Here is a 20,361-nt window from a genome sequence, read left to right as displayed (position 1 = left end):
CTGAGATCCCGTGGACAAGCCACGGGATGACATTTTTACAATGCGAGGCAAGTAACTAGTTATGAAATTATTTCCTCGTAGTATACTTATAACATTAGTATTAAGCTTTGCCCTAAATTTAGGGATAGTTACTAAAACTCATGCTAAAGATACTCTTGATAGCATTGTAGATATTTTGAGTGGCTTAACTTGCGAAACCCAAGGCGTGGGTGATTTGCTGCGTACTGAATTTTCTCATACATGTATTGTTGCTCCGTTCTTTACTTTTGCGGTAATGAATCTTGTCTCTCCCGTTTTATACATGAATACGTTTTTAAAGCTTAAAATAAACGACAGTGATTTATTTAACGATAGTAACTTTGGGAATTTTCCCGGAGGTCAATGTACTCGTGAAAACAGAATTGATCCTAAAAATCCAGAATTACGCTTTGCTTTATGTAATAATGCTAAATTAATTGTATCTCGGGCAAAATCTGTTGCAGAATCGGCACTTGCTATTGCTAAAGCCGTCTTAACAGGGAGCGACCCTTGGGATGATATAAAGACAGCGTGGGCAAATAAAAAAAAGGAATATCATGTTCCATATAGTGGTAAGCCCGGTGATGACGGTTTTGCATTTGATTTAGGCTTTCCTGTAATATATTGGAAAGTTATTCAAGATAAAGATAGAATATGCGTATCGACAAAAGGATTTACAGGAGACGTTCCCGTTGGCTGTAAATATATGAAAGAGCCGTTTCCAAAATCCATGTATAATAGCTTTATGGATGTAGCAGATAAGGATTTTATTGAGGATCCAAATAAAACTCCTACCGATCCTTTAGCTTTAGTTTCCTGTAGTGCAGCGGGTGATGGATGTTATCAAAAAGCTTATAATGCTTCAAAAACTGCAGTAGTCATGACTTCTCCTCTTATAGAATGTATGAGGCAAATGATTGCTAGATTACTAATTAGTAAAGATGTTTGTAGTTTTGATAATGTAAGCCAAGTGGTTAATTTGGTTTCAAGGCAAGATAGTGTATTCTTTCAGTTTCAAGTAGGAATGTATAAAATAGTTACGGCTTTTCTAACTTTATATGTTATGTTTTTTGGCTTTAAACTATTACTTGCAGGTGAAGTGCCGCCAAAAAGTGAGTATATAAATTTTATATTGAAAATGATATTCGTAACTTATTTTTCAATAGGAATTAATATAACCCCTGGTAATGGTTCTCCGTATGACCGGTTAGACGGCATGATTCAGTGGGCGTTTCCTTTCTTACTTGACGGTATAAACGGTTTAGCAAGTTGGGTTATGAATGCTGCTCCGTCCGGTTTATGTAAATTTAACAATCTTTCTTATGACGGTACCGTTTCTTATATTGCATTATGGGATGCATTAGATTGTAGGGTAGCTCATTATTTAGGGCTTGATATATTATCTACGTTACTTGTCGAAAATGCTTATCGCAGTCATGATTTTTTAAATTTTGATTTCTTTAGTTTTAGTGCTCCACCATATATTTATTTGCTAATTCCGGCGATAATCTCCGGTAATATGATGTTGGTGTCACTCGCTCTTTCTTATCCGTTACTTGTGATTTCGGTTGCTGCCTTTATGGTTAATGCAACGATTATGTGTATGATATCTATAGTAATACTCGGTATTTTGGCTCCTCTTTTTGTACCTATGTTTTTATTCGCATATACAAGAAATTATTTTGAGAGCTGGGTTAAACTAATGATCTCGTTCTTGCTACAACCTATGGTGGTAGTTACTTTTATGATCACGATGTTTTCGGTATATGATTATGGTTTCTACGGTAAATGTCAATATAAGAGCAAGTTAATTCACAATAGTATAGAAGACAAAATTCAAGGTGGCATTACTTCTAAGAGGGATGTTTTAATATTTTACATTAATAATGATTGGGATGATACGTCACAGTATCCTGATAAAGATGCCGTAGAAAGCTGTCAAAATAGTTTAGGTTATATGTTAAATAACCCTATTACCACGGTATTTAACTTTACAAAAGATAGTGTAAGTGAAATTGTCGATAGTAAACCGGGTAATACCCCTACCGATAAATTTCTTGCTAAATTCCAGTTTTTATCAGGAGTAGTTTTAGGGCCCGGAATGTTTTTCATGTCTCCAAAAGTGCTTTTTGAGAAAATTAAAAATATTTTGCTTGCGTTAGTTATGGCATGTTTTACATTGTATTTGATGTATAATTTTAGTAGTCAGCTAGCTGAATTTGCTGCAGATATGACGGAAGGAGTAGCTCTTAATAATGTTGCTATAAAACCGCAAGCAATATTTAAGGCAGCTATGGCAGTACTTGCTACTGCGGGTGCTGCAACTAAGGGGGGCGATCAGATAGCAAGTAGAGGAGGAATTGGTGATTTAAAAGCTGGTCAAGGTGGAGGAGCAAGTGATTTAGAGGTAGGGAAAGGCGGACTACCAAATGATAATATTGCTGCAAGCGGAGGTACGTCGGCACCTGCGGTAACAACGCCGACAGCTTCGTCTTCTGTAGCAACTTCTAGCCCAAAAACTGTAAGTAGTGAAGCATCAGATGTTGTTACTCCTCCTGCTCCTACAGAAGCTGTTGCACCACCGTCTGCTAGTATTAGAACTTCTATTTCTACACCTGCACCACGTGTTGGAAAAATCATAAGAGATAATAATCAAGAAAGTAAAAAAGAGATTGATAATACTCCGCCTTCACAGGAAAAAGTTGATAATGCAGCTCCACAAGAAAAAGTTGACAGCACAAGTAAAGGTACAGGAGTAATTGATTATAGTTTTAACTTAAAGGAACATGATAATCCGACAGGCGTAAAACAGATACGGGAAAATGCAGAGATTCGAGATAAACGTGTAAAAGTAGAAAAAGCATGGAATGAACTAGTAGCAACCGGAGGAGGAAGAGTAAGAGAACAAGAAGGAGGAGAAATATCAGAACGACGTGCAAATGCTGAAAAGGCATGGGATGAGTTAGTAAAAAGCGGCGTAGTAACAGAAAAAAAAGATAATAGTTCTAATGAAAACTCTTAAAACCTTAAAGATATTTATTACAGTTTGTATAGCATCTGTAAGCTTAGCTAGCTTTGCCGGCTTTGGAGAATCATGTTCTAGTTTACCGACTACTTCAGATGGGTATTTAGAAACGGACACGGCATATGGCTATATAATTCGTAATATTGATATGAAGGATCCGAGAGGTAATTGTAACTCAGTTGCGTCTAGTATAACGTTTTGTTTTAAAAATGTAGAAGGTAGTAGTAGCCCTTGCACCATGTATACTTTAAATGAAGGTGAATCTAAAAAGATTAGTGATTTAAGTACCGATAATAATCCTGATCTTGGAGCAAATCCTGTATTAAAGAATATCGTTTTAACGGTTAAAAAATGGGATAATGATCTATGTTTAGTTATGCCTACGTCAAGGGGACCGATGCCGGTAGCATGTAAATCTTTGAGTGCTACACCGACTCCACCTCCTTCTGAGGATGAGAATTGTAATATAGGAAAAAGTTGCTATACGGGAGCAAATTATAGTCAATCGTTAATTAATTTTTCCGGTCTTGCAGTTCAGTGTTTGAGTGAAACGCTTAATAAAATATTTTTTGCTGGAAAGAGTTGTAGTGTTCAAGATCAAAATTCTAGAATAACTAATCTTGCTGCTTTTTCTACGTTTCAAGGTTATTTAAAGAGAATTATAGGTGCGGCATTAATTCTTTATACTATGTTTTTTGCCTTTAATATGGCTCTAAATACAGAATATGCAAGTACTGAAAAAATAGCTCTTTTTGTAATAAAATTCTTATTTGTTGCTTATTTTTCTATCGGTCTTGGACCTTTAGATTTTAGCGGCGGTCAGCCGACAAAAGAAAACGGTATGTTAAAATATGGATTACCTCTTTTGACAGGAGCAGCACCGGACTTTGCACAGATGATCTTTAATGCAGCAGGTTCTAGAGGATTATGTCAATTTGATAATTCAAAGTATAAGGACGGTTATAAATTTTACGGTTTATGGGACGCGATTGATTGCCGTATAGGTTATTATCTTGGCTTGGATTTACTTTATAATATAGATAAGAATGGAGTGTTAGGGAATGTGGTCGGCAATGGTCCCCGTGGTAATAATACACCTATACCTAATTTTGATCCTGAAGGCAAAAATGACAGACCGAAGGATTTAAGTAAAGCAGGAGCACTTAGATTTTTTACCGTTATGTTTGGATTCTTTATGGCCGGAAATGTTATTATACTTGCAGCAGGTTTAGTATTTTCTGTAATATTTTTATCTATACTTTTATATTTTATTACGCATTATTTAGTTTGCATGATTACTATTTACGTTATGACATATATTTCTCCTATATTCATTCCTATGGCTCTATTTACTCGTACAAAAGCTTATTTTGACGGGTGGCTAAAAGTATGTATTTCATGTGCATTGCAGCCGGCAGTAGTAGCAGGTTTTATAGCTTTATTAATAACTATGTATGATTCCGCAATATTTAAAAATTGTGAATTCCTTAGATATGATTATGAAAAAGGGGATATTAGATTTAGTACTTTTGAGTTAAGGCTTCCTGTTGGCGGGGCAGATCAATGTCAGGAAAGTTTTGGATATAAAATGTTAGAATATTATGCAGGTAAAGGTTGGGAAGAGCATTTATTGATACTTTTTCCAATAAAATCAATTGTTAGAGATGTTGTATCTATTTTAGCAGAACTTTTATGCGTATTAGTATTTTCGGTTATTTTTTATTACTTCTCTAAATCTATAGGGCGATTTGCTTCTGATTTAACTAATGGTCCTAATATGGATGCAGTAACGGCAAGTCCCACTAAAATCGTTGGTTTAGTAAAGAAAAGAGCAGCTTTCCTTAAGGATGCTGCTATGGCTTTGCGAGGTAAGCCGCTGGTAGGAGATAAGCCGGGTGTTGGAGGTAAGCGTAAAGAGGGAGAGCAGCAAGGCGGGGATTTAGCAAGCGGTTCGGGTGGAGGTAAATGATAGAATATGCAGGGTAACTTATTAAAAGTTTTAGGAGTACTTGCTATAGTAGCAACGTTAGTTTGCTTTATTTTTGCAGCACTTGGTATGATAGGAGCAGTAAAAGTCGGTGACAGCTGCTACATGAGATATGCGTCGGACGGTCAAGGAGGAACGGATTCAATAACCGGTACTGTAACCCTTAATGCTAATGCTAATTATGTAAACACTACTAAGATGTTGTCCGACGGCACGACTCTGCTTGTTCCTGATCCTACTCGTTACGGTGAATGGCTAAATACTCAGGTGCTAGTAGAAAACAGCCAACCGGTGAATTTACAAGTGGTCGGTCAGGTTAGTTTGTGTTTAGCTTATATACCGAAAGATAATTTACAACGTACAGGGGCTGGATCTAATTTAGACGATAACGGTCAAATGATCCCGATTCCTCGTATTAACGATACAAATAATCCACCTGTCTCTCTAATAATGGATGCAAAAAATAATGAATGGCGTAATATTGCCGAATTATACGCCAATGATAGAGTTTTAGTTTCCGTATCTCCTAATTTTGCCAATACGGATGCGACAGTTAAAGATGCTTTTAAAGGTGCTGAAGTTACGCAAGATTGTTCAGAGAATAAAACTACTTATAATCCAATTTGTGGAAAATATTCTGTTTATTCAGGTAAGTATGTCAATGCTTGCGAGTTAAAAGAGCAGTATTGGAATTGTAACGTCACATGGAGGTGCCCTAACTGGTATGAGCAAGCAGGTTGCGACTGGGGAGCATTGGGCTGTGTTGCGTCTTGTCAAAAGATACCAGAATGTACAACGAAATGTATGGCTTGGGTTAATATAACGAGACCAGCACCAGAAAACTACCTAGATGATGGGAGTTTTACATTTTCGTGGTCTGACAACACAGGTAAATTATTTATCGACTATTCAGCCCTTCAATGTTCTTATAATGCTAATATTCCTCCAGTTGATCAATGTCCTGATCCTGTTCACGATCGTCGTACAAAAGATAAAGATTATATTGGAGGTGTACATTGTACTTCGGGCATATGTAGCGATGGAGATTTTCAAAAGAATCGGAGATTTTGGTATACGGCGGACGGTAAAGGAGGCAAAGGACCAACTGGGTTAATATATCAAATGAATGATGCGGGTTCTGTAAGTCAAGCTCTGCCTTCTAAGCTAGAATTTGCTAAATTTGTTGCAGATACAGATCAACCGTCTGACTATAAAGATAAAGACGGTAAATATTTATATAAAGTTATATATAATATACCTTTTAACAGTAATATTGCAAAAAGTTATTTACAATATAGGCTGTGGTCGCCTACCTCACAAGATAGTAGTAAGAATACGGGAGGATACGTTTTAAATATTAAACAGACTAAATGCTATAGAGAAAACGGTAATAGTTTTAACGATACTTTTGATGATCGAGGACGAGTGCAATACATCATAGTAAAGCCTTCGGAAAACCCGAATACTAGCGGTAAAACCTATTCACCTCAAGGAATTAACGTTGATAGTGAAGGTAAATATAGCTTTAACGCAAATGAGGCGGGTTATATATGGATGAAAATTCTAAATGATCCGGGTAATAATTTAAGGGACTATAAAGATAGTGAAGGTAGCTATAAAGTACATTTCTCAACATCCTTAAAAGTAGGAAGTTTTACTATTAAAGTAATGAATCCGTTACTTCAGTTATTTAAAACTAAAGTGCAAGGGGCTGCTACTTCTATTTTTAAAAATATGGTATGTTATAAAGCTAATGATAGTTCGTCCTGTACTAACTTTTTTACCTATATTAAAGCAATTTTAATTCTGTATGTGATGACTTACGGAGCAATGTTTTTACTTGGTTTTGCTAAGATAAACCAAAAAGAGCTAGTAATTAGAATAGCAAAAATCGGGGTAGTTAGCGGACTTATGAACGGTAATACATTTGAATTTTTCAATAACTATCTTTTTGATGCAATTACCAATTTTTCAGACTCAATTATTGCTAATATGAGTGGATATAGTTTGTTTACTTCTACTAATACTATTTCTAATCCTTTCATGTTTTTAGATGCAGTAATGAGTAAAATATTTTTTAGTCAAACCTTTATCGCTCAATTACTTGCACTTCTTTCTCTTGGGCTTAGCGGTATTATATATTTTATAATTACTTTTATTGCGGTTTGTATAGTAATTATTACGGCGCTTAGAGCTGTTGCCGTTTATATTATGGCATTTATGGCAACTTGTATACTAATCAGTATAGCTCCTTTATTTATTAGTTTCTTATTATTTGATTTTACTAGGTATTTATTTGATAATTGGGTGAGGTTTACGATCCGCTATATGATGGAACCGGTAGTTATGATGGCAGGTATTATAGTGCTAACACAACTCTTTACCATTTATCTAGATTTTGTTTTAGGTTATAGCGTGTGTTGGAAATGTGCTTTACCGATAAAAATTCCGTTTATCGGTACTATTTTACCTATTGCCTTGCTGAATGTACCTATCTTCTGTATTAATTGGTTTGCCCCTTGGGGAATGGATTATATGTCGGGTATGATGGGAGTAAATATGCAAAATATCGTAGCTCTAGTTATTATTGCTTACGGTATGTATGGTTATGTCGAATTTTCAGGACGTATGGTAGTAAAATTAACTAGTGCTGTTGGGCCTTCGGCTACTGAAATTGGTGGTAAAATGTCTCATGATGCAGGACAAAAAGCATTAAGTTCAATAGGAATGGATGATAAAACAAGACAAGGTATTACCGGCAGAGCGGAAGCACGATTAAAACAACGCAATAAGATATTAGATCAGGCTGAGAAAAATAGGAAAAATACGTCAAAAGAAGGGGGCGAGAAGACAAATGAAGAACCACCTAAACCTGAAACACCGAAATAGAGGGTGAATCGAAAATCGTCATTGCGAGGAAATTATGAAATAATTGACAAAGCAATCTCAGGAGTTATTTCATGAGATTGCCGCGCAGCCATACAGTTGCTCGCAATGACGGGTTTACTATTTAATACTATGGACAAGCCACGGTATGACGTGTTGGATAACAATTTAAAATTATGAAAATTCTTAAGAGTTTAGTTTTATTAGTTTTGTTTATGGCGATGCCAGCTAAAGCCGATGATGCTTTTTCATGGATGTCAACCAGTTTTAGCGGGTTAAAAAGCTTATTCGGTTGTTTAGAAGTGCCTAAATTTACAAGTTTTAAAGAGGGTAATATAGGAATTAGTGTATCTACAGCCGGACTTTGGCAATCAACAGGTAATACTGTTCAGAAAGGTAAATTGTTAAAAATAAATTGGTCTACTTCAGGTATTACTCTTGAACCTAGAAAATATCTAGTATTATATAGAATTGATCCAAGGTTTAGTATGCCGCAAGTTTTCATTAAAACTTATAATTATTCTAAATTACAATTTGAAGCTTTAGGATTTCCTCGTTTTGTTACGGACAATAACAGTGAAACACCGGGGACTATACCGCCTGATAAAGACCTTGATGCACTTTCATTTACTAAAATGTCTGATTTTGTTAAATATTTTAACTATTCTAACGGTAATTCGAGAATTGAAGTTAAGGCCGGCGATGTAGTAAATATTAGTTTAGTTGGTAAAGATAATTTTTTTAGCCCTAATACTCTAAAACTTCCTAATACCGTAGATAATATTTTAACACAGGAACTTGATAGCTCGATATTCGCTGCTTCTGCACTTTATACTCAAAGTAACCTTGGAGATTTTGATAATAGAATAATTTACTCTTCTGCAGAGCAGGTGTGTAATATGATAGATGAGGAAAGAAAAAGTGTATGTAGCGGCACGGGTACTGCTACAAAGTATAAAAATACCGATAATGGAGTAATAGTCGGTAAGCCTATGATAACGGGAGCGGTACAGTATTTCATGGGCTTAATTAAGGCTTGTCCTGCTAATGCCGGTATAAATACTAGCCCTGCTTGCTATTACGATCAAGGTAGAGGGATGATAATTAAAGTAGGCGGGCAGGTTATTAAGGGACAAGATCAGAGTTTTGTAAATTCAGGCAGTACTCAAAGTAGCTTTATATATTATCAAGCCACTAGCGGTGGTACTATGGATTTTACTAGCGATTGGCAAGTTAGTAACATGTTTAGTAATTCAGTTTTAATGAGTGATTGGAGCCGAAATTTTTCAAATTATGCTAGTTTTGTAGATTATATAAATAAGAATGATTGGTCAGCTAATTTTTTATATTTTGGTTGTTATTCGATGATTGTTGAAATAGGTAATGGGGCAAATTTAATTAATCCTGATGATCAACAAAATATAAAGTTAGAATATTTAATAACGTCTGATGGTACATTACCTGATCCATCTGTTCATGGTATGCCGGTAGATTATAACTTTGCGACTGATGCCCCGCAGGATGGATATTTATGGTTAAGGGTGGTAAATCCTAATAGTAATATACAAGGGGTAGTTAGTGTAAATTATGCTAATTATACCGGTACAACTTGGTTTTCTGATATAATATATAACGGTGCTATTAAACCTATTACCGATCAGTTTAGAACTTTTAGTCAAAACTTTTATATTAAGTTAGTTAAAAATTCTGCAGTGCAGAATTTAGCTAAAACTGCATTAACCCTTTATGTTACTATATTTGGGCTAATGTTCGTTACAGGAGCATTAAAATTAACTGCCGTAGAAGTAATAACACGTATATGCAAAATAGCTATAGTAGCTTTTTTAATTAGAGAAGAAAGTTGGAGCTTCTTTAATACATACTTCTTTAGTGCATTTACTGACGGTATTGATTTCTTTGTAACTAACGTAGTAGGTGCTACAAGCTCTAGATCTAATATTTTTGGCTTTATTGATCCTATATTTGATAAATATACTAACGGTAGGATTTGGGGATTACTATTTATTGAATTATTACAAATACATAATGGTTTAGCATTTATCGCTATTATAACCATTTATTCACTTATTACTTATTTTAGAGCTATTTTAGAAGTTATAATAGGTTATGTGATTGCATTCATAGGGGTAACTGTTATGATTTCATTGGCACCGTTTTTTATAATATTAATGTTATTTGAAAAAACTAAAAGTTTATTTGATAATTGGATATCGACATTGCTTAGCTATGTAGTGCAGCCGACAATATTATTGATTTTCTTTTTATTGATAGATCAGGTTTTATCTGAGCAGCTTTTAAAAGTGGTAGTTAGAGCCTGTTGGGATACTCTTATACCAATAAAAATAGGGCTTGATTTAACACATCTTGGTATTCCGATTAATTTCTCTTTTACATTACCGTTCTTACCCGGAATACCTTTCTATGTACCGGATGTTCCAGAAATTAGTAGCTCGAATATTCTAACGAACAATGCTAATACTTTCTTAGTATTATTTACTACGGCTTTATTATTTTATTCATATTGCTTGATGTCATATAGTTTAGTAACTTTTGTAAATATAGTAGTTGGAATGCTTACAAATGTTACACCGGCACGAATATCAGGAAATTATCAAGAACGTTCTGATCCTGTGGGAGCCGTTATGCAGGATATAGATTCAGTAACAAAACCGATTAAAAAGGTTGCAATGGCTCCGGCTAGAGTTTTCAAAGACAAGATAATTGATCAAAATTATAAAGCTAGAAAACCGGAAGTAGGTGGTGAATTTACAAATAAATTTCTTGCTGAGCGTAATGATGTGAAGAAAGAGGAAGGAGAGAAGAAAGAATAATTGTAAATATTTTCACCGTCATTGCGAGGAAATTGCATAGCAATTGACAAAGCAATCTCAGGAATTTAGTACTGCTTCATGAGATTGCCACGCTCCCTATGGTCGCTCGCAATGACATTGAAATTAAGACATATGGAAATAACACATAATAAATGAACAAAAATATTTTTATTACATTATTAATATCGCTATTGCTGCTTTCCGGTTGTACCGGCGATACTTGTATTGACCCTGATGATTTCGGTTTTATCAAATTCAATGTCTCTGCTAGATATGATCCGGAAGAAATTACTTCAAGACAGGAAGGTAATCAGGTAGCACCATGGCGTGATAGTACTTATAAAGTAAACGGCTATCCTTTAACCATTATGGTAAGACCGTGGAGTTATATACTTGGCGATAAAAATACTTCAGGTCAGTTATCTGCATGGTGTCCATGGTATGGTCAAAAAAATAACACAACTACTTTGGCTGCTTTTTGCGTTAAGCTACAACCGTGTACTTTTTGGGATAATACTAGACTTGATATGTGTACTCCTAATCCCGCAAATCAAAATGATGCAATGATTAGTAATGCTCCATGTATAATGACAAACGGTGTCGGGCTTTATTTTCTTATTGCCGCTAAAAATACCGATCCCAATATTTCACCGGACTCACAGAGTAAACCGCAAGGTATAACTCAGCATTTAGGAGAGGAGCTTACTTCGGGCTATGAATTTTATAGTACTAGTAGTACAGGACAATTCTTGGAAGCCGGCGGTATAAATTATCAATATAAAGGTGAAGATAAGTCAAAATATGCTCAATCTCCTCTTTATTTTAAGATTATAGATAAATTTTATAATGATAATAGCGGGCAATATAGATTAGTAATAAAGTCTGGAGTTACTGATACTAGACCCGATCCGCTACAATTTTTAACGGATTTAATAAAAGGAGTATTATTTGGTAAGGATGGGATTATAAAGAAAACTTATCAACAAATAATTGATACGTCGGGTTATAGGATGAGTGTCTCGGCTATTTTAACTCTATACATAATGTTTACAGGTTTTTCCTTTTTAATAGGTAATATAAACCTTACTCATGTCGAACTTATAGTTAGAATATTAAAAGTTAGTATAGTCTCAATATTATTAAGTACTGATAAAGCTTGGACATTTTTTCATGATTATTTATTCGTATTTTTTATTGATGGGGTTCAGCAAATACTGCAAATAATTAATGAAGCTTCGGCTACCGGTCCCGGTTCTCAAAGCTTGCTTGGGTTACTTATTTCTCCTCAAACTTTATCTAAATTATTTTCTTTACTATTTGTTGATTGGCTTGGTTTTATATATATAATTCTATATTTAATAGCCTTATATTTTATTTTCTTTCTTATATTTAAAGCCACTATTACCTATCTAACCGCTCTTATAACTATCGGTATGATTATAATTATGGGACCGATATTTATTTGTTTCATGTTGTTTAATATAACTCGTTCGTTATTTGAGAATTGGTTAAGACAATTAATATCATATGCATTACAGCCTATAATTTTATTTACCGGTATCGCTTTTATTTCAATGATCATCAGAACCGAAATATATTCAACGCTTGGTTTTGCAGTATGTAAACATGATTTTCCTAATTTAGGTCCGATAAATGAAATATTCGGTAGCTTCCTTGAGGATATAGATCCAAGCCTGGGTCATTCAATATTTTATTGGTGGTTCCCAGTACCGATGAAAGGCGGTATAAATAATTTCCACAAAGCAAATATATTAGTTCCTAAAGATCATATAATAGTAGATGATTCTTGTAAGAATGACCCTGATAAATGTAAGCATTGTGCTGCGTATGAGTGTATAGATGAACGCTATATTGAATTACCGTTTTTAGATTTAGTTAAAGATGCAAAAAGAATTAGTAATTTTATAAATGGGAAATTTGTCCAACTTGACGGGATATTACTAATTTTTGTGTCTATTTATTTGCTAAGTAAATTTAACGATACTGCTATATCGACGGCACAATTTATTGCCGGTACTTCAGGTAATTTAACAGAAATACAAAAAGTTAATCAGCAATCTTATGAATCTGCAGCGAAACAAATGAATAGACCGCTAAATTATGTGGCTAAGACGGTAAGTGCACCTGTAACTAGCCGTGTAAGTGCAGGGAAAGAGCAAGTTAGTATGTTTTTTGCCGAGAAATTTGAAAATATGATGATGGGAAGGCTTGAAAAGCAAGCTCTCGGTTCTTCAGCAAATAAAACCGTACAAAATGAGGTTAAAAGAAAATACGGTATAGATTCTAAAGATGTAAAAATGAATGCTATTACGGATTATGAAAACGGTATTGCAGGATTATTAAAGAATTTACCTAAGGGGAATGAATTAAAAGCAAAAGAACTATCGCAAATGAAGTTTACTCAGCTTCGAGATAAAATTGCTGCAAATAAATATGGAGTGAAAGATTACGCTGCTTTAAGTAAAGAACAAAAAGCTGAGCTTGATAAGTCATTAAAAGATGCTAACTTACGTGAACTCGCTAGCGATGCAAACTTTACTAGAGATTATCAAGATGCTTATAAAAATGCTCACCAAGAAATGTCCGGGCGAGGTGTTGGTCTGTTCGGTAAGAATATAGGAGTGCTTAGAAGTTGGCAAGAGATAAAGCATCGTGTTGATACAAAACGTAAATTAAAAGAAGAAAAGCGTGTAGGTATAGGCGAAAAAATATATGCAGGTTATACAGGAATAAAAAGAGGAGCTTTAACTGCAATAGTCGGTAAAGATTTACGTGATGCTTATGAGGGTAATCTAACCAGTGCCGAATGGCATGATTTTGAATATAACGATCCAAGGCTTAGAACTTATAGCGAAAAATTAAAAGATGATGAAAAAGCACGAGAACATGAAGAGCTCCAAATGCATATTAATAAGGAGGCGCTAGCTGTTCAAGCAGATATATTATCACCGGAATATCTAGCAAGACTAGAAAAAGCAGGTAGACATAGTGATGTGGAATATTATCAAGAATTAGCTCAAAGAAAGCTTATTCATGAGGTGCATGGTAGGTTATTTGAGGAAGGTGAACCGGTAATGATGGGCGACAGATTTATGCGTGAGAAAGCTACTGATTCTCAGATGCGCGATATGATAGATAACGCTCATAGAAAATATGCAGAATTTATAGATGGAGATCGATATATTCGTCGCCAAGAGCATTATGATATTATGCACGAGAAAGCCCAGGAAAATTTAGAGCAAACTTATAAAGAGCTTAAAGATCATTTCAAAAGAGATGATATCAAGATCGAAGAAATGCCGGCATTAATAGCACAAAAAGTTAAAGATACCGCCGAGGGAGCTGAAATAGACCAAAAGATTACAGAAGAGCTTAATAACTTTAATGCTGATGTTAAAAATTATGAATATAGTACTGAAGTATTAAATAAAATAGAGGATAGAAAGCAAGTCATTACCGATGAAGTCAATGCTCAGATCGATAAGATTAATAAATATAGAGAAAATGCCAAAATGCAAACCTATGTAAAGCCTATAGTAAACGAGGGTAGAAAGCTAAGAAAATTAGAAGATCATTTAAGAAATATGAAGTAGAATAACTAATAATTGTTTTTTTAAACAATTACAGTATATAGAATATGTAAAAACAAACATATTGATGAACGATTAAACTAAAAATGGTTCTGAAGAACTCAAGTATTTATCATCAGATAAAAGCTTAAAACCGCAAAAAGTTGGGAAGAACTATTTACAGAACTAAGCTCAAATCCTACTAATGATTTTTTTTTTGAAGGAAGAGAAGATTCTCCACCGCAAGAACGAAATTGGAAATTATTTAAATGATTGATATATAGCTCTTATGTAATTCCTGCGAAAGCAGGAATCCAGAAAAATAACTTCAATATTGATACAGAAGTTACATATTTGATAAAATAAGCATATAAAAAAACAAGTTTTTTTATGTTTGACTGGATTCTCGTTTCTGCGGGAATGACATTATAAGGGTATTTTCCGAACTACGCAACAATGCCTACACGGAATTCGAATATACACTGTTGCGTTAATAGCATTTAAGAAATGCCCGCTAAAAACAATAATTAGTTTTCCCTTTATTAATTAACTTATATACGATCTAATTAAGTTAGTGATTAATTTATTAAGGGGTTTATGAAGAAGCAACATATAATAAACGAGACTTTTTTAGATGCCATTCTAGCTAAGAAATTAGGTACTACTTATACTCCTCCAAAAGAAATCAACGATCCTGACTGTGATGAAGCAGCAAAGCATTTCATCGATCTATTATTTAGAGCCGACGGCTTTAAGCCTGTTAAAACTGCAGTAGTTCATCCGATCGATACAGAATCATTACTTGGTGCAGTTAGAGCGGCACAATTTAATGTAATAAAACCGGTCTTGATTGGTCCACAACATAAAATTGAATCAGTAGCAAAAGTTAATAATGTCGATCTTGAGGATTATCAAGTAATTAATGTTGAGCATAGCCACGAAGCAGCAAAAAAAGCCGTAGAGCTTGCGAAGAAAAGGGAAGTTGCGGCTATTATGCCAAAGGGGGGCGCTTCATACTGATAAGCTTATGTCTGTGGTAGTTTATAAGGAGAATGGACTCTATGTACTGAACGTCGTATAAGCCATGCTTTCTTAATGGCAGTTGCTACATTTCCAAAACCGTTCATTATTACCGATGCTGCTATTAATATTCGTCCTACTCTAGAAGATAAGCGTGATATAGTGCAGAATGCTTATTGATTTAATGCATATGATCAGAGAAGACACGCAGGTTAGAGTTGCGGTATTATCGGTAGTTGAGACGGTAACTTCTGCAATCCCTACAACCCTTGATGCTGCTGCTTTATCGCAAATGGTAGATAGAGGGCAAATTACGAATGCTATAGTTGACGGACCGCTTGCGTTTGATAATGCTATTTCTTTATTTGCTGCAGAAGCAAAATGCATTAGCTCTTCAGTTTCAGGAAATGCTGATATATTAGTAGTACCTGATCTTGAATCAGGCAATATGCTTGCAAAGCAGCTAAAATATTTGGGTCAAGCGGTTATGGCGGGTATCGTTCTTGGAGCCCGTGTGCCTATTATTTTAACAAGTAGAGCCGATCCTATGGATATACGTATTTATTTCCTGTGTACTTGCTTCATTTATTTATAATCACACTAAGGTGAAGCTACATATCCAAGCAGGTAAATAATGAAAAATGTTATTTTAATAGCTAATGCCGGCTCATCTAGTTTGAAAATTTCTATTTTTGAAATGCAGAATGAAAAAGTTAAGGATAAAATTTATAATATTTTTTTAGAAAAAATGATAATAAAATATTATTTCATATAAATAAAACACAGGCATCTGCTACCGACATTAAAGATGATGCTATTGAAATGATTATTGATCTTTTTGAAGATTGGTGGAAAAAACAACAAAATCTCAAGTTAATTGCAACCGGTCGCCGTATTGTCCATGGCGAGAAAATTTTTAATAAACTGGTTATTGTTAATGAAAAAGTTAGTGAAGATTTAAGACCATTAATACCTCTAAGCCCCTTGCATCAACCTTATAATTTGCAGGTACTGGCTTTATTTCTTCAAAAATAAAATCTCACATATAGCTTGTTTTGATAAGTCGTTTCATTTTACCAATCCTCCTATTACAAAAGCTTTCGGTTTACCGAAAAAATATTATGATAAAGGGATAATTCGTTACGGTTTTCATGGGTTATCATATAAATATGTTAGCAGCCATTTTAACGAAATGACAAAGGAAGATTTACCTACAAAGACTATTATAGCTCATTTAGGACGCAGTAGTAGTCTATGTGCTATTAAAAACGGTCTTAGTTTAACAAGTTCCATGGGCTTTAGCGTACTTGACGGTGTTATGATGGGTACAAGGACAGGTAACCTTGATCCTGGAGTAGTGTTATATCTTATCGATCATGAGCAAATGACTACGAAAGCAGTAACCGAGTTACTATATAAGAAATCAGGATTACTCGGTATGTCCAGTGAAAGCTCCGATATGCGTACTTTGCTTGCCAATAACTCACCTGATGCTAAATTTGCTATAGATTTATTTGTGTATCGCATTGTACTTGAAATAGGTAAGCTAACTGCTGCACTTGAGGGAGTTGATTGTCTAATTTTTATTGCCAGTGTTGGACAGAATTCCGCTGTAATACGAGAAATGATTACTGAAAAACTTTTTATGGCTAGGCATTAAAATAGATGATACAAAAAACCAAAAAAATGAGCATCTAATAAGTGCTGAAAGCAGTAAGGTTAAAGTTTTCGCTGTGCCGACAAACGAAGAGCTAATCATCGCTGAGGAAGTGATGAAGTTTTTATAACACAAATTGGTTAATTTTTAATTACTTATACCTCTATTTTTCTTTATTAACTTTTTTTGAAATATATGCAACTATAGATATATTTTTAACTTAAATTTGGGGGGAAGTTATGCCAGAAGATTTTTTGATAAAAAGAAAGCAGAAAAACAAATAAAGGATATTAAAAATAATAAGATAAATCCATATAATGATGCAATGAAGAAAGATTCTAGAAAAGTGGGTTGATGCAGAGGCAAGTTATAGCTAAAAACGCAGCAGCAGGTTATAAGACAGCATTAAAAATAGAGCAGCAAGCAAAAGAAGCAGGTATTAGTTTAGATAAAGATGCTATGAGATGCTTAGAGAAAATAACAAGTCCATTAATATAGAAGCTGCTAAGAAAGCAGGATTTCAAAAATTTCAAAGTGATCAAGCTCATAAAACGCATCAATAAAAAGCTGAAGCATTTAGGAGTGGTACAACAGCTGCTGCTAAAAAACAAAGAAAAGAAGATTATAGGACAGGTGGGTGGGATAAATAATTAAATTATAATTTTATTGCGTTAATTAGTACTGTCTACTATTTTAAACGTATGTCTATACTTCATGCCACAATTTTAACCGTTTTTCCTGAAATGTTTCCTGGGACTCTAGGACATTCTTTAGCAGGACAAGCACTAAATAAAAATATTTGGTCATATGACGTTATTAATATTCGAGATTTCGGTTTAACTAAGCATAAAAATATTGATGATGAGGCTTATGGCGGTGGTAACGGGCTTATAATGCGTCCTGATGTTCTAGGCAGTAGCATAGATCATGCTCTTGCTTTAAATCCTAATGCTGAAATGTACTATCCTTCACCTCGCGGTAGAGTCTTTACCCAAAGCTTTGCTAAAGAGATGTTAAAAAATAAAAACCTCATATTCTTATGTGGACGTTACGAAGGGATTGACGAACGTGTAATTGAAGAGTATAATGTTAAAGAAATTAGTGTAGGCGACTACATTTTATCCGGCGGAGAAATACCTACCCTCACCATTCTCGATTGCTTAATTAGACTACTGCCAGGTGTTTTAATGAACCAAAATACCTTATCTTCTGAGTCTTTTGAAGAAGACGGGGAATTTAAGGGCGGGCTTGAATGCAGTCTATATACAAGACCTGAAATTTGGCGTGATCGAGCTGTACCGAGTGTTTTGTTATCCGGTAACCACAGGCTAATTAATGAATGGAAAAAAGAGCAATCACATATGATTACTAAATTACGCCGTCCGGAGTTACTTAAAGATTTATAGAGTTAAGGAGTTAAAAAATGAATATTATTGACCGCTTTGAACAGGAAAATATTTCAAAGCGTACTGCAAATAAAAAAATTCCTGATTTTGAAGCCGGCGATACAGTTAAGGTAACTGTTAAAATTATTGATAGATCGATTGAGAAAGACGGTAAGGAAAAATTAACGGAAAGATTTCAAGCTTATGAAGGTGTAGTTATCGCAAAAAGAAATCGCGGTATTACTTCATCTTTCTTAGTACGTAAAATTAGCCACGGTGAAGGAGTCGAAAGACGCTTTATGACTTACTCGCCGATAGTACACTCTATTGATGTAGTAAAATACGGAGTAGTTCGTCGTGCTAAACTTTATTATTTAAGAAATAGAAGCGGTAAGTCGGCTAGAATTAAAGAGAGACATATCCCTATTGCTAACACTAAGGCAGCAAAAGCTTAAATATATTTGTATCTCTTATGTCATTACTGCGAAAGAGTGCATTGCTACGTGAATACTAAATACGTCATTGCAAGCAGCCGTAGGCTGCATGGCAATCTCATGAAATAATAACAAACTCCTTAGATTGCTGCGTCAATTACTGCGTAATTTCCTCGCAATGACGTATGCCTCAAATCCCTAAAGTATCTCTATAAAGCTCAAGCATAGCGTCCTGCTCGGCAAGTTTATCTTTATCCAATTTCTTTAGTTTCAATATAGATTTCATAGCTTTAACATCAAATCCATGTGAAGAAGCATCTTGGAAGATATCTTTTACTTCTTGAGATAAATCAGCTTTTTCTTGTTCTAATCTTTCTATTTTGCTTATATATTGCTCTAATTGTTCTTTTACTACTACTTCTGACATAAAAAATCATTTAACCTTTTTGAATTTACTATATAATACAAATATAATCCTTATTCAACAAAATATATAATAATGCAAATTTATCCTTTAAGACTTTTACCTAATAAAATCGATTTTGATTTTATGAATTTTAAAAAAGTTAGTTACACTTTCTCAATTATTTTATCACTCATTAGCTTTATTTCGATCGGTATATATAAATTTAATTTCGGTATTGATTTTGCCGGCGGTATAGTTATTGAAGTAAGGCTTGATCAAGCTCCTGATTTGCCAAAAATGCGTGGGGTTCTAGGCAAGCTTGGAATAGGTGAGGTGGTCTTACAGAATTTCGGTAGTGAGCGTGATTTATCGATTAGATTCGGTAGTAGTAGTGAAGAAAATCTCATGAAAAATATTGAGTTAATTAAAGGATTTTTGCAAAGTAATTTTCCGTATAAGTTTGAATATCGTAAGGTAGATTTTGTCGGTCCGCAAGTCGGTAGGCAGCTAATAGAAGCGGGGGCTATGGCGATGCTATTCTCTTTCTTAGCGATTATGGTTTATATTTGGGTGCGTTTTGAGTGGTATTTTGGTCTTGGTATACTTATCGCCTTAGTGCATGACGTAATACTCGCTCTTGGGTTTATGAGTATGACAAAGCTTGATTTTAACTTAAGTACTATTGCTGCAGTGTTAACTATTATAGGTTATTCCGTTAATGATTCGGTAGTAATATATGATAGGATTAGAGAAAATTTACGTAAATATCATAAAAAAAATATCACGGAAATTATAAATTTAAGTATTAATGAGACTTTATCAAGAACTATTTTAACTGTCATTACCACGCTACTTGCCAATTTAGCCCTTATTCTTTTTGGCGGTGAGGCAATCCGTAGTTTTAGCGTACTTGTATTTTTTGGGATAATAGCCGGTACTTATTCCTCAATTTTTATCTCTGCTCCGATACTTACAATGTTTGTTAATAGGAAGTTTAATAAAAAAGTAATAGAAAGGTAAAGAATCATCATTGCGAGCAGGCATTGTTGCTTGGGCCGGCTTTATTGTCATTGCGAGTGGCCGTGGCCTGCATGACAATCT

11 protein-coding genes and 2 pseudogenes are annotated in these 20,361 nt (G+C 34.5%); 12 read left to right on the top strand and 1 reads right to left on the bottom strand.

The window, feature by feature from the left end; translation table 11 throughout:
- Positions 1-61 precede the first annotated feature (61 nt).
- The 11 genes and pseudogenes from RSIB_RS03250 to rplS all read left to right on the top strand — a co-directional run bounded on the left by RSIB_RS03250 (position 62) and on the right by rplS (position 18,875).
- Positions 62-3,040, top strand: coding sequence for a TrbL/VirB6 family protein (locus RSIB_RS03250; protein ID WP_004996707.1), 2,979 nt, complete (start codon positions 62-64; stop codon positions 3,038-3,040).
- The gene (locus RSIB_RS03255; RefSeq protein ID WP_004996705.1) at positions 3,027-5,012 is read left to right on the top strand and encodes a TrbL/VirB6 family protein; all 1,986 of its coding nucleotides are present in this window, start codon (positions 3,027-3,029) and stop codon (positions 5,010-5,012) included. The genes RSIB_RS03250 and RSIB_RS03255 overlap by 14 nt, the downstream gene beginning before the upstream one ends.
- 6 nt (positions 5,013-5,018) lie before the next feature.
- Positions 5,019-7,919 carry a TrbL/VirB6 family protein gene (locus tag RSIB_RS03260; protein WP_004996702.1) on the top strand — a complete coding sequence of 967 codons (2,901 nt, stop codon included), beginning with the start codon at positions 5,019-5,021 and terminating at the stop codon, positions 7,917-7,919.
- A gap of 173 nt (positions 7,920-8,092) precedes the next feature.
- Positions 8,093-10,768, top strand: coding sequence for a TrbL/VirB6 family protein (locus RSIB_RS03265; RefSeq protein WP_016728029.1), 2,676 nt, complete (start codon positions 8,093-8,095; stop codon positions 10,766-10,768).
- A 152-nt stretch (positions 10,769-10,920) separates the two neighbouring features.
- Positions 10,921-14,382, top strand: coding sequence for a type IV secretion system protein (locus RSIB_RS03270; RefSeq protein ID WP_004996695.1), 3,462 nt, complete (start codon positions 10,921-10,923; stop codon positions 14,380-14,382).
- Positions 14,383-14,955: 573 nt separating this feature from the next.
- Positions 14,956-16,013, top strand: a pseudogene (locus RSIB_RS06890) (phosphate acetyltransferase).
- Positions 16,013-17,165 (top strand): annotated as a pseudogene (locus RSIB_RS06885) (acetate/propionate family kinase). Before RSIB_RS06890 ends, RSIB_RS06885 begins: the two co-directional pseudogenes overlap by 1 nt.
- A 96-nt stretch (positions 17,166-17,261) precedes the next feature.
- On the top strand, positions 17,262-17,390 hold the full coding sequence (locus tag RSIB_RS10205; protein ID WP_014410358.1) for a hypothetical protein: 129 nt from the start codon (positions 17,262-17,264) through the stop codon (positions 17,388-17,390).
- Positions 17,387-17,533, top strand: a complete 147-nt coding sequence (locus RSIB_RS09125; RefSeq protein ID WP_208853726.1) for a hypothetical protein — start codon at positions 17,387-17,389, stop codon at positions 17,531-17,533. Before RSIB_RS10205 ends, RSIB_RS09125 begins: the two co-directional genes overlap by 4 nt.
- A gap of 203 nt (positions 17,534-17,736) precedes the next feature.
- Positions 17,737-18,441, top strand: a complete 705-nt coding sequence (gene trmD, locus RSIB_RS03275; RefSeq protein WP_004996686.1) for a tRNA (guanosine(37)-N1)-methyltransferase TrmD — start codon at positions 17,737-17,739, stop codon at positions 18,439-18,441.
- 17 nt (positions 18,442-18,458) lie between these two features.
- A complete protein-coding gene (gene rplS, locus RSIB_RS03280) occupies positions 18,459-18,875 on the top strand; it encodes a 50S ribosomal protein L19 (protein WP_004996684.1) in 417 nt (138 codons plus the stop codon).
- Between the two features lie 169 nt (positions 18,876-19,044).
- Here the strand turns inward: rplS and RSIB_RS03285 are convergent, their stop codons facing one another.
- Complete coding sequence (locus tag RSIB_RS03285) at positions 19,045-19,281, bottom strand: DUF2312 domain-containing protein (RefSeq protein ID WP_004996682.1); 237 nt, start codon at positions 19,279-19,281, stop codon at positions 19,045-19,047.
- A gap of 72 nt (positions 19,282-19,353) precedes the next feature.
- On the opposite strand from RSIB_RS03285, the gene secF reads away from it, so the two are divergent.
- Positions 19,354-20,280 (top strand): protein translocase subunit SecF, encoded by a 927-nt coding sequence (secF, locus tag RSIB_RS03290; RefSeq protein WP_004996674.1) that lies wholly within the window; start codon positions 19,354-19,356, stop codon positions 20,278-20,280.
- Positions 20,281-20,361: the final 81 nt, after the last annotated feature.

This window comes from Rickettsia sibirica 246 (assembly GCF_000166935.1).
Classification (GTDB): domain Bacteria; phylum Pseudomonadota; class Alphaproteobacteria; order Rickettsiales; family Rickettsiaceae; genus Rickettsia; species Rickettsia rickettsii.
The sequence above is the reverse complement of the archived record's forward strand: the minus strand, read 5'-3'. Positions and strand labels throughout refer to the sequence as shown.

Bases quoted from the DNA above. Each gene is read 5' to 3' on its own strand.
- RSIB_RS03265 (WP_016728029.1), top strand. From the start codon at position 8,093: ATGAAAATTCTTAAGAGTTTAGTTTTATTAGTTTTGTTTATGGCGATG.
- RSIB_RS03270 (WP_004996695.1), top strand. From the start codon at position 10,921: ATGAACAAAAATATTTTTATTACATTATTAATATCGCTATTGCTGCTT.
- rplS (WP_004996684.1), top strand. From the start codon at position 18,459: ATGAATATTATTGACCGCTTTGAACAGGAAAATATTTCAAAGCGTACT.
- RSIB_RS03255 (WP_004996705.1), top strand. From the start codon at position 3,027: ATGAAAACTCTTAAAACCTTAAAGATATTTATTACAGTTTGTATAGCA.
- RSIB_RS03250 (WP_004996707.1), top strand. From the start codon at position 62: ATGAAATTATTTCCTCGTAGTATACTTATAACATTAGTATTAAGCTTT.
- secF (WP_004996674.1), top strand. From the start codon at position 19,354: ATGCAAATTTATCCTTTAAGACTTTTACCTAATAAAATCGATTTTGAT.
- trmD (WP_004996686.1), top strand. From the start codon at position 17,737: ATGTCTATACTTCATGCCACAATTTTAACCGTTTTTCCTGAAATGTTT.
- RSIB_RS03285 (WP_004996682.1), bottom strand. From the start codon at position 19,281: ATGTCAGAAGTAGTAGTAAAAGAACAATTAGAGCAATATATAAGCAAA.
- RSIB_RS03260 (WP_004996702.1), top strand. From the start codon at position 5,019: ATGCAGGGTAACTTATTAAAAGTTTTAGGAGTACTTGCTATAGTAGCA.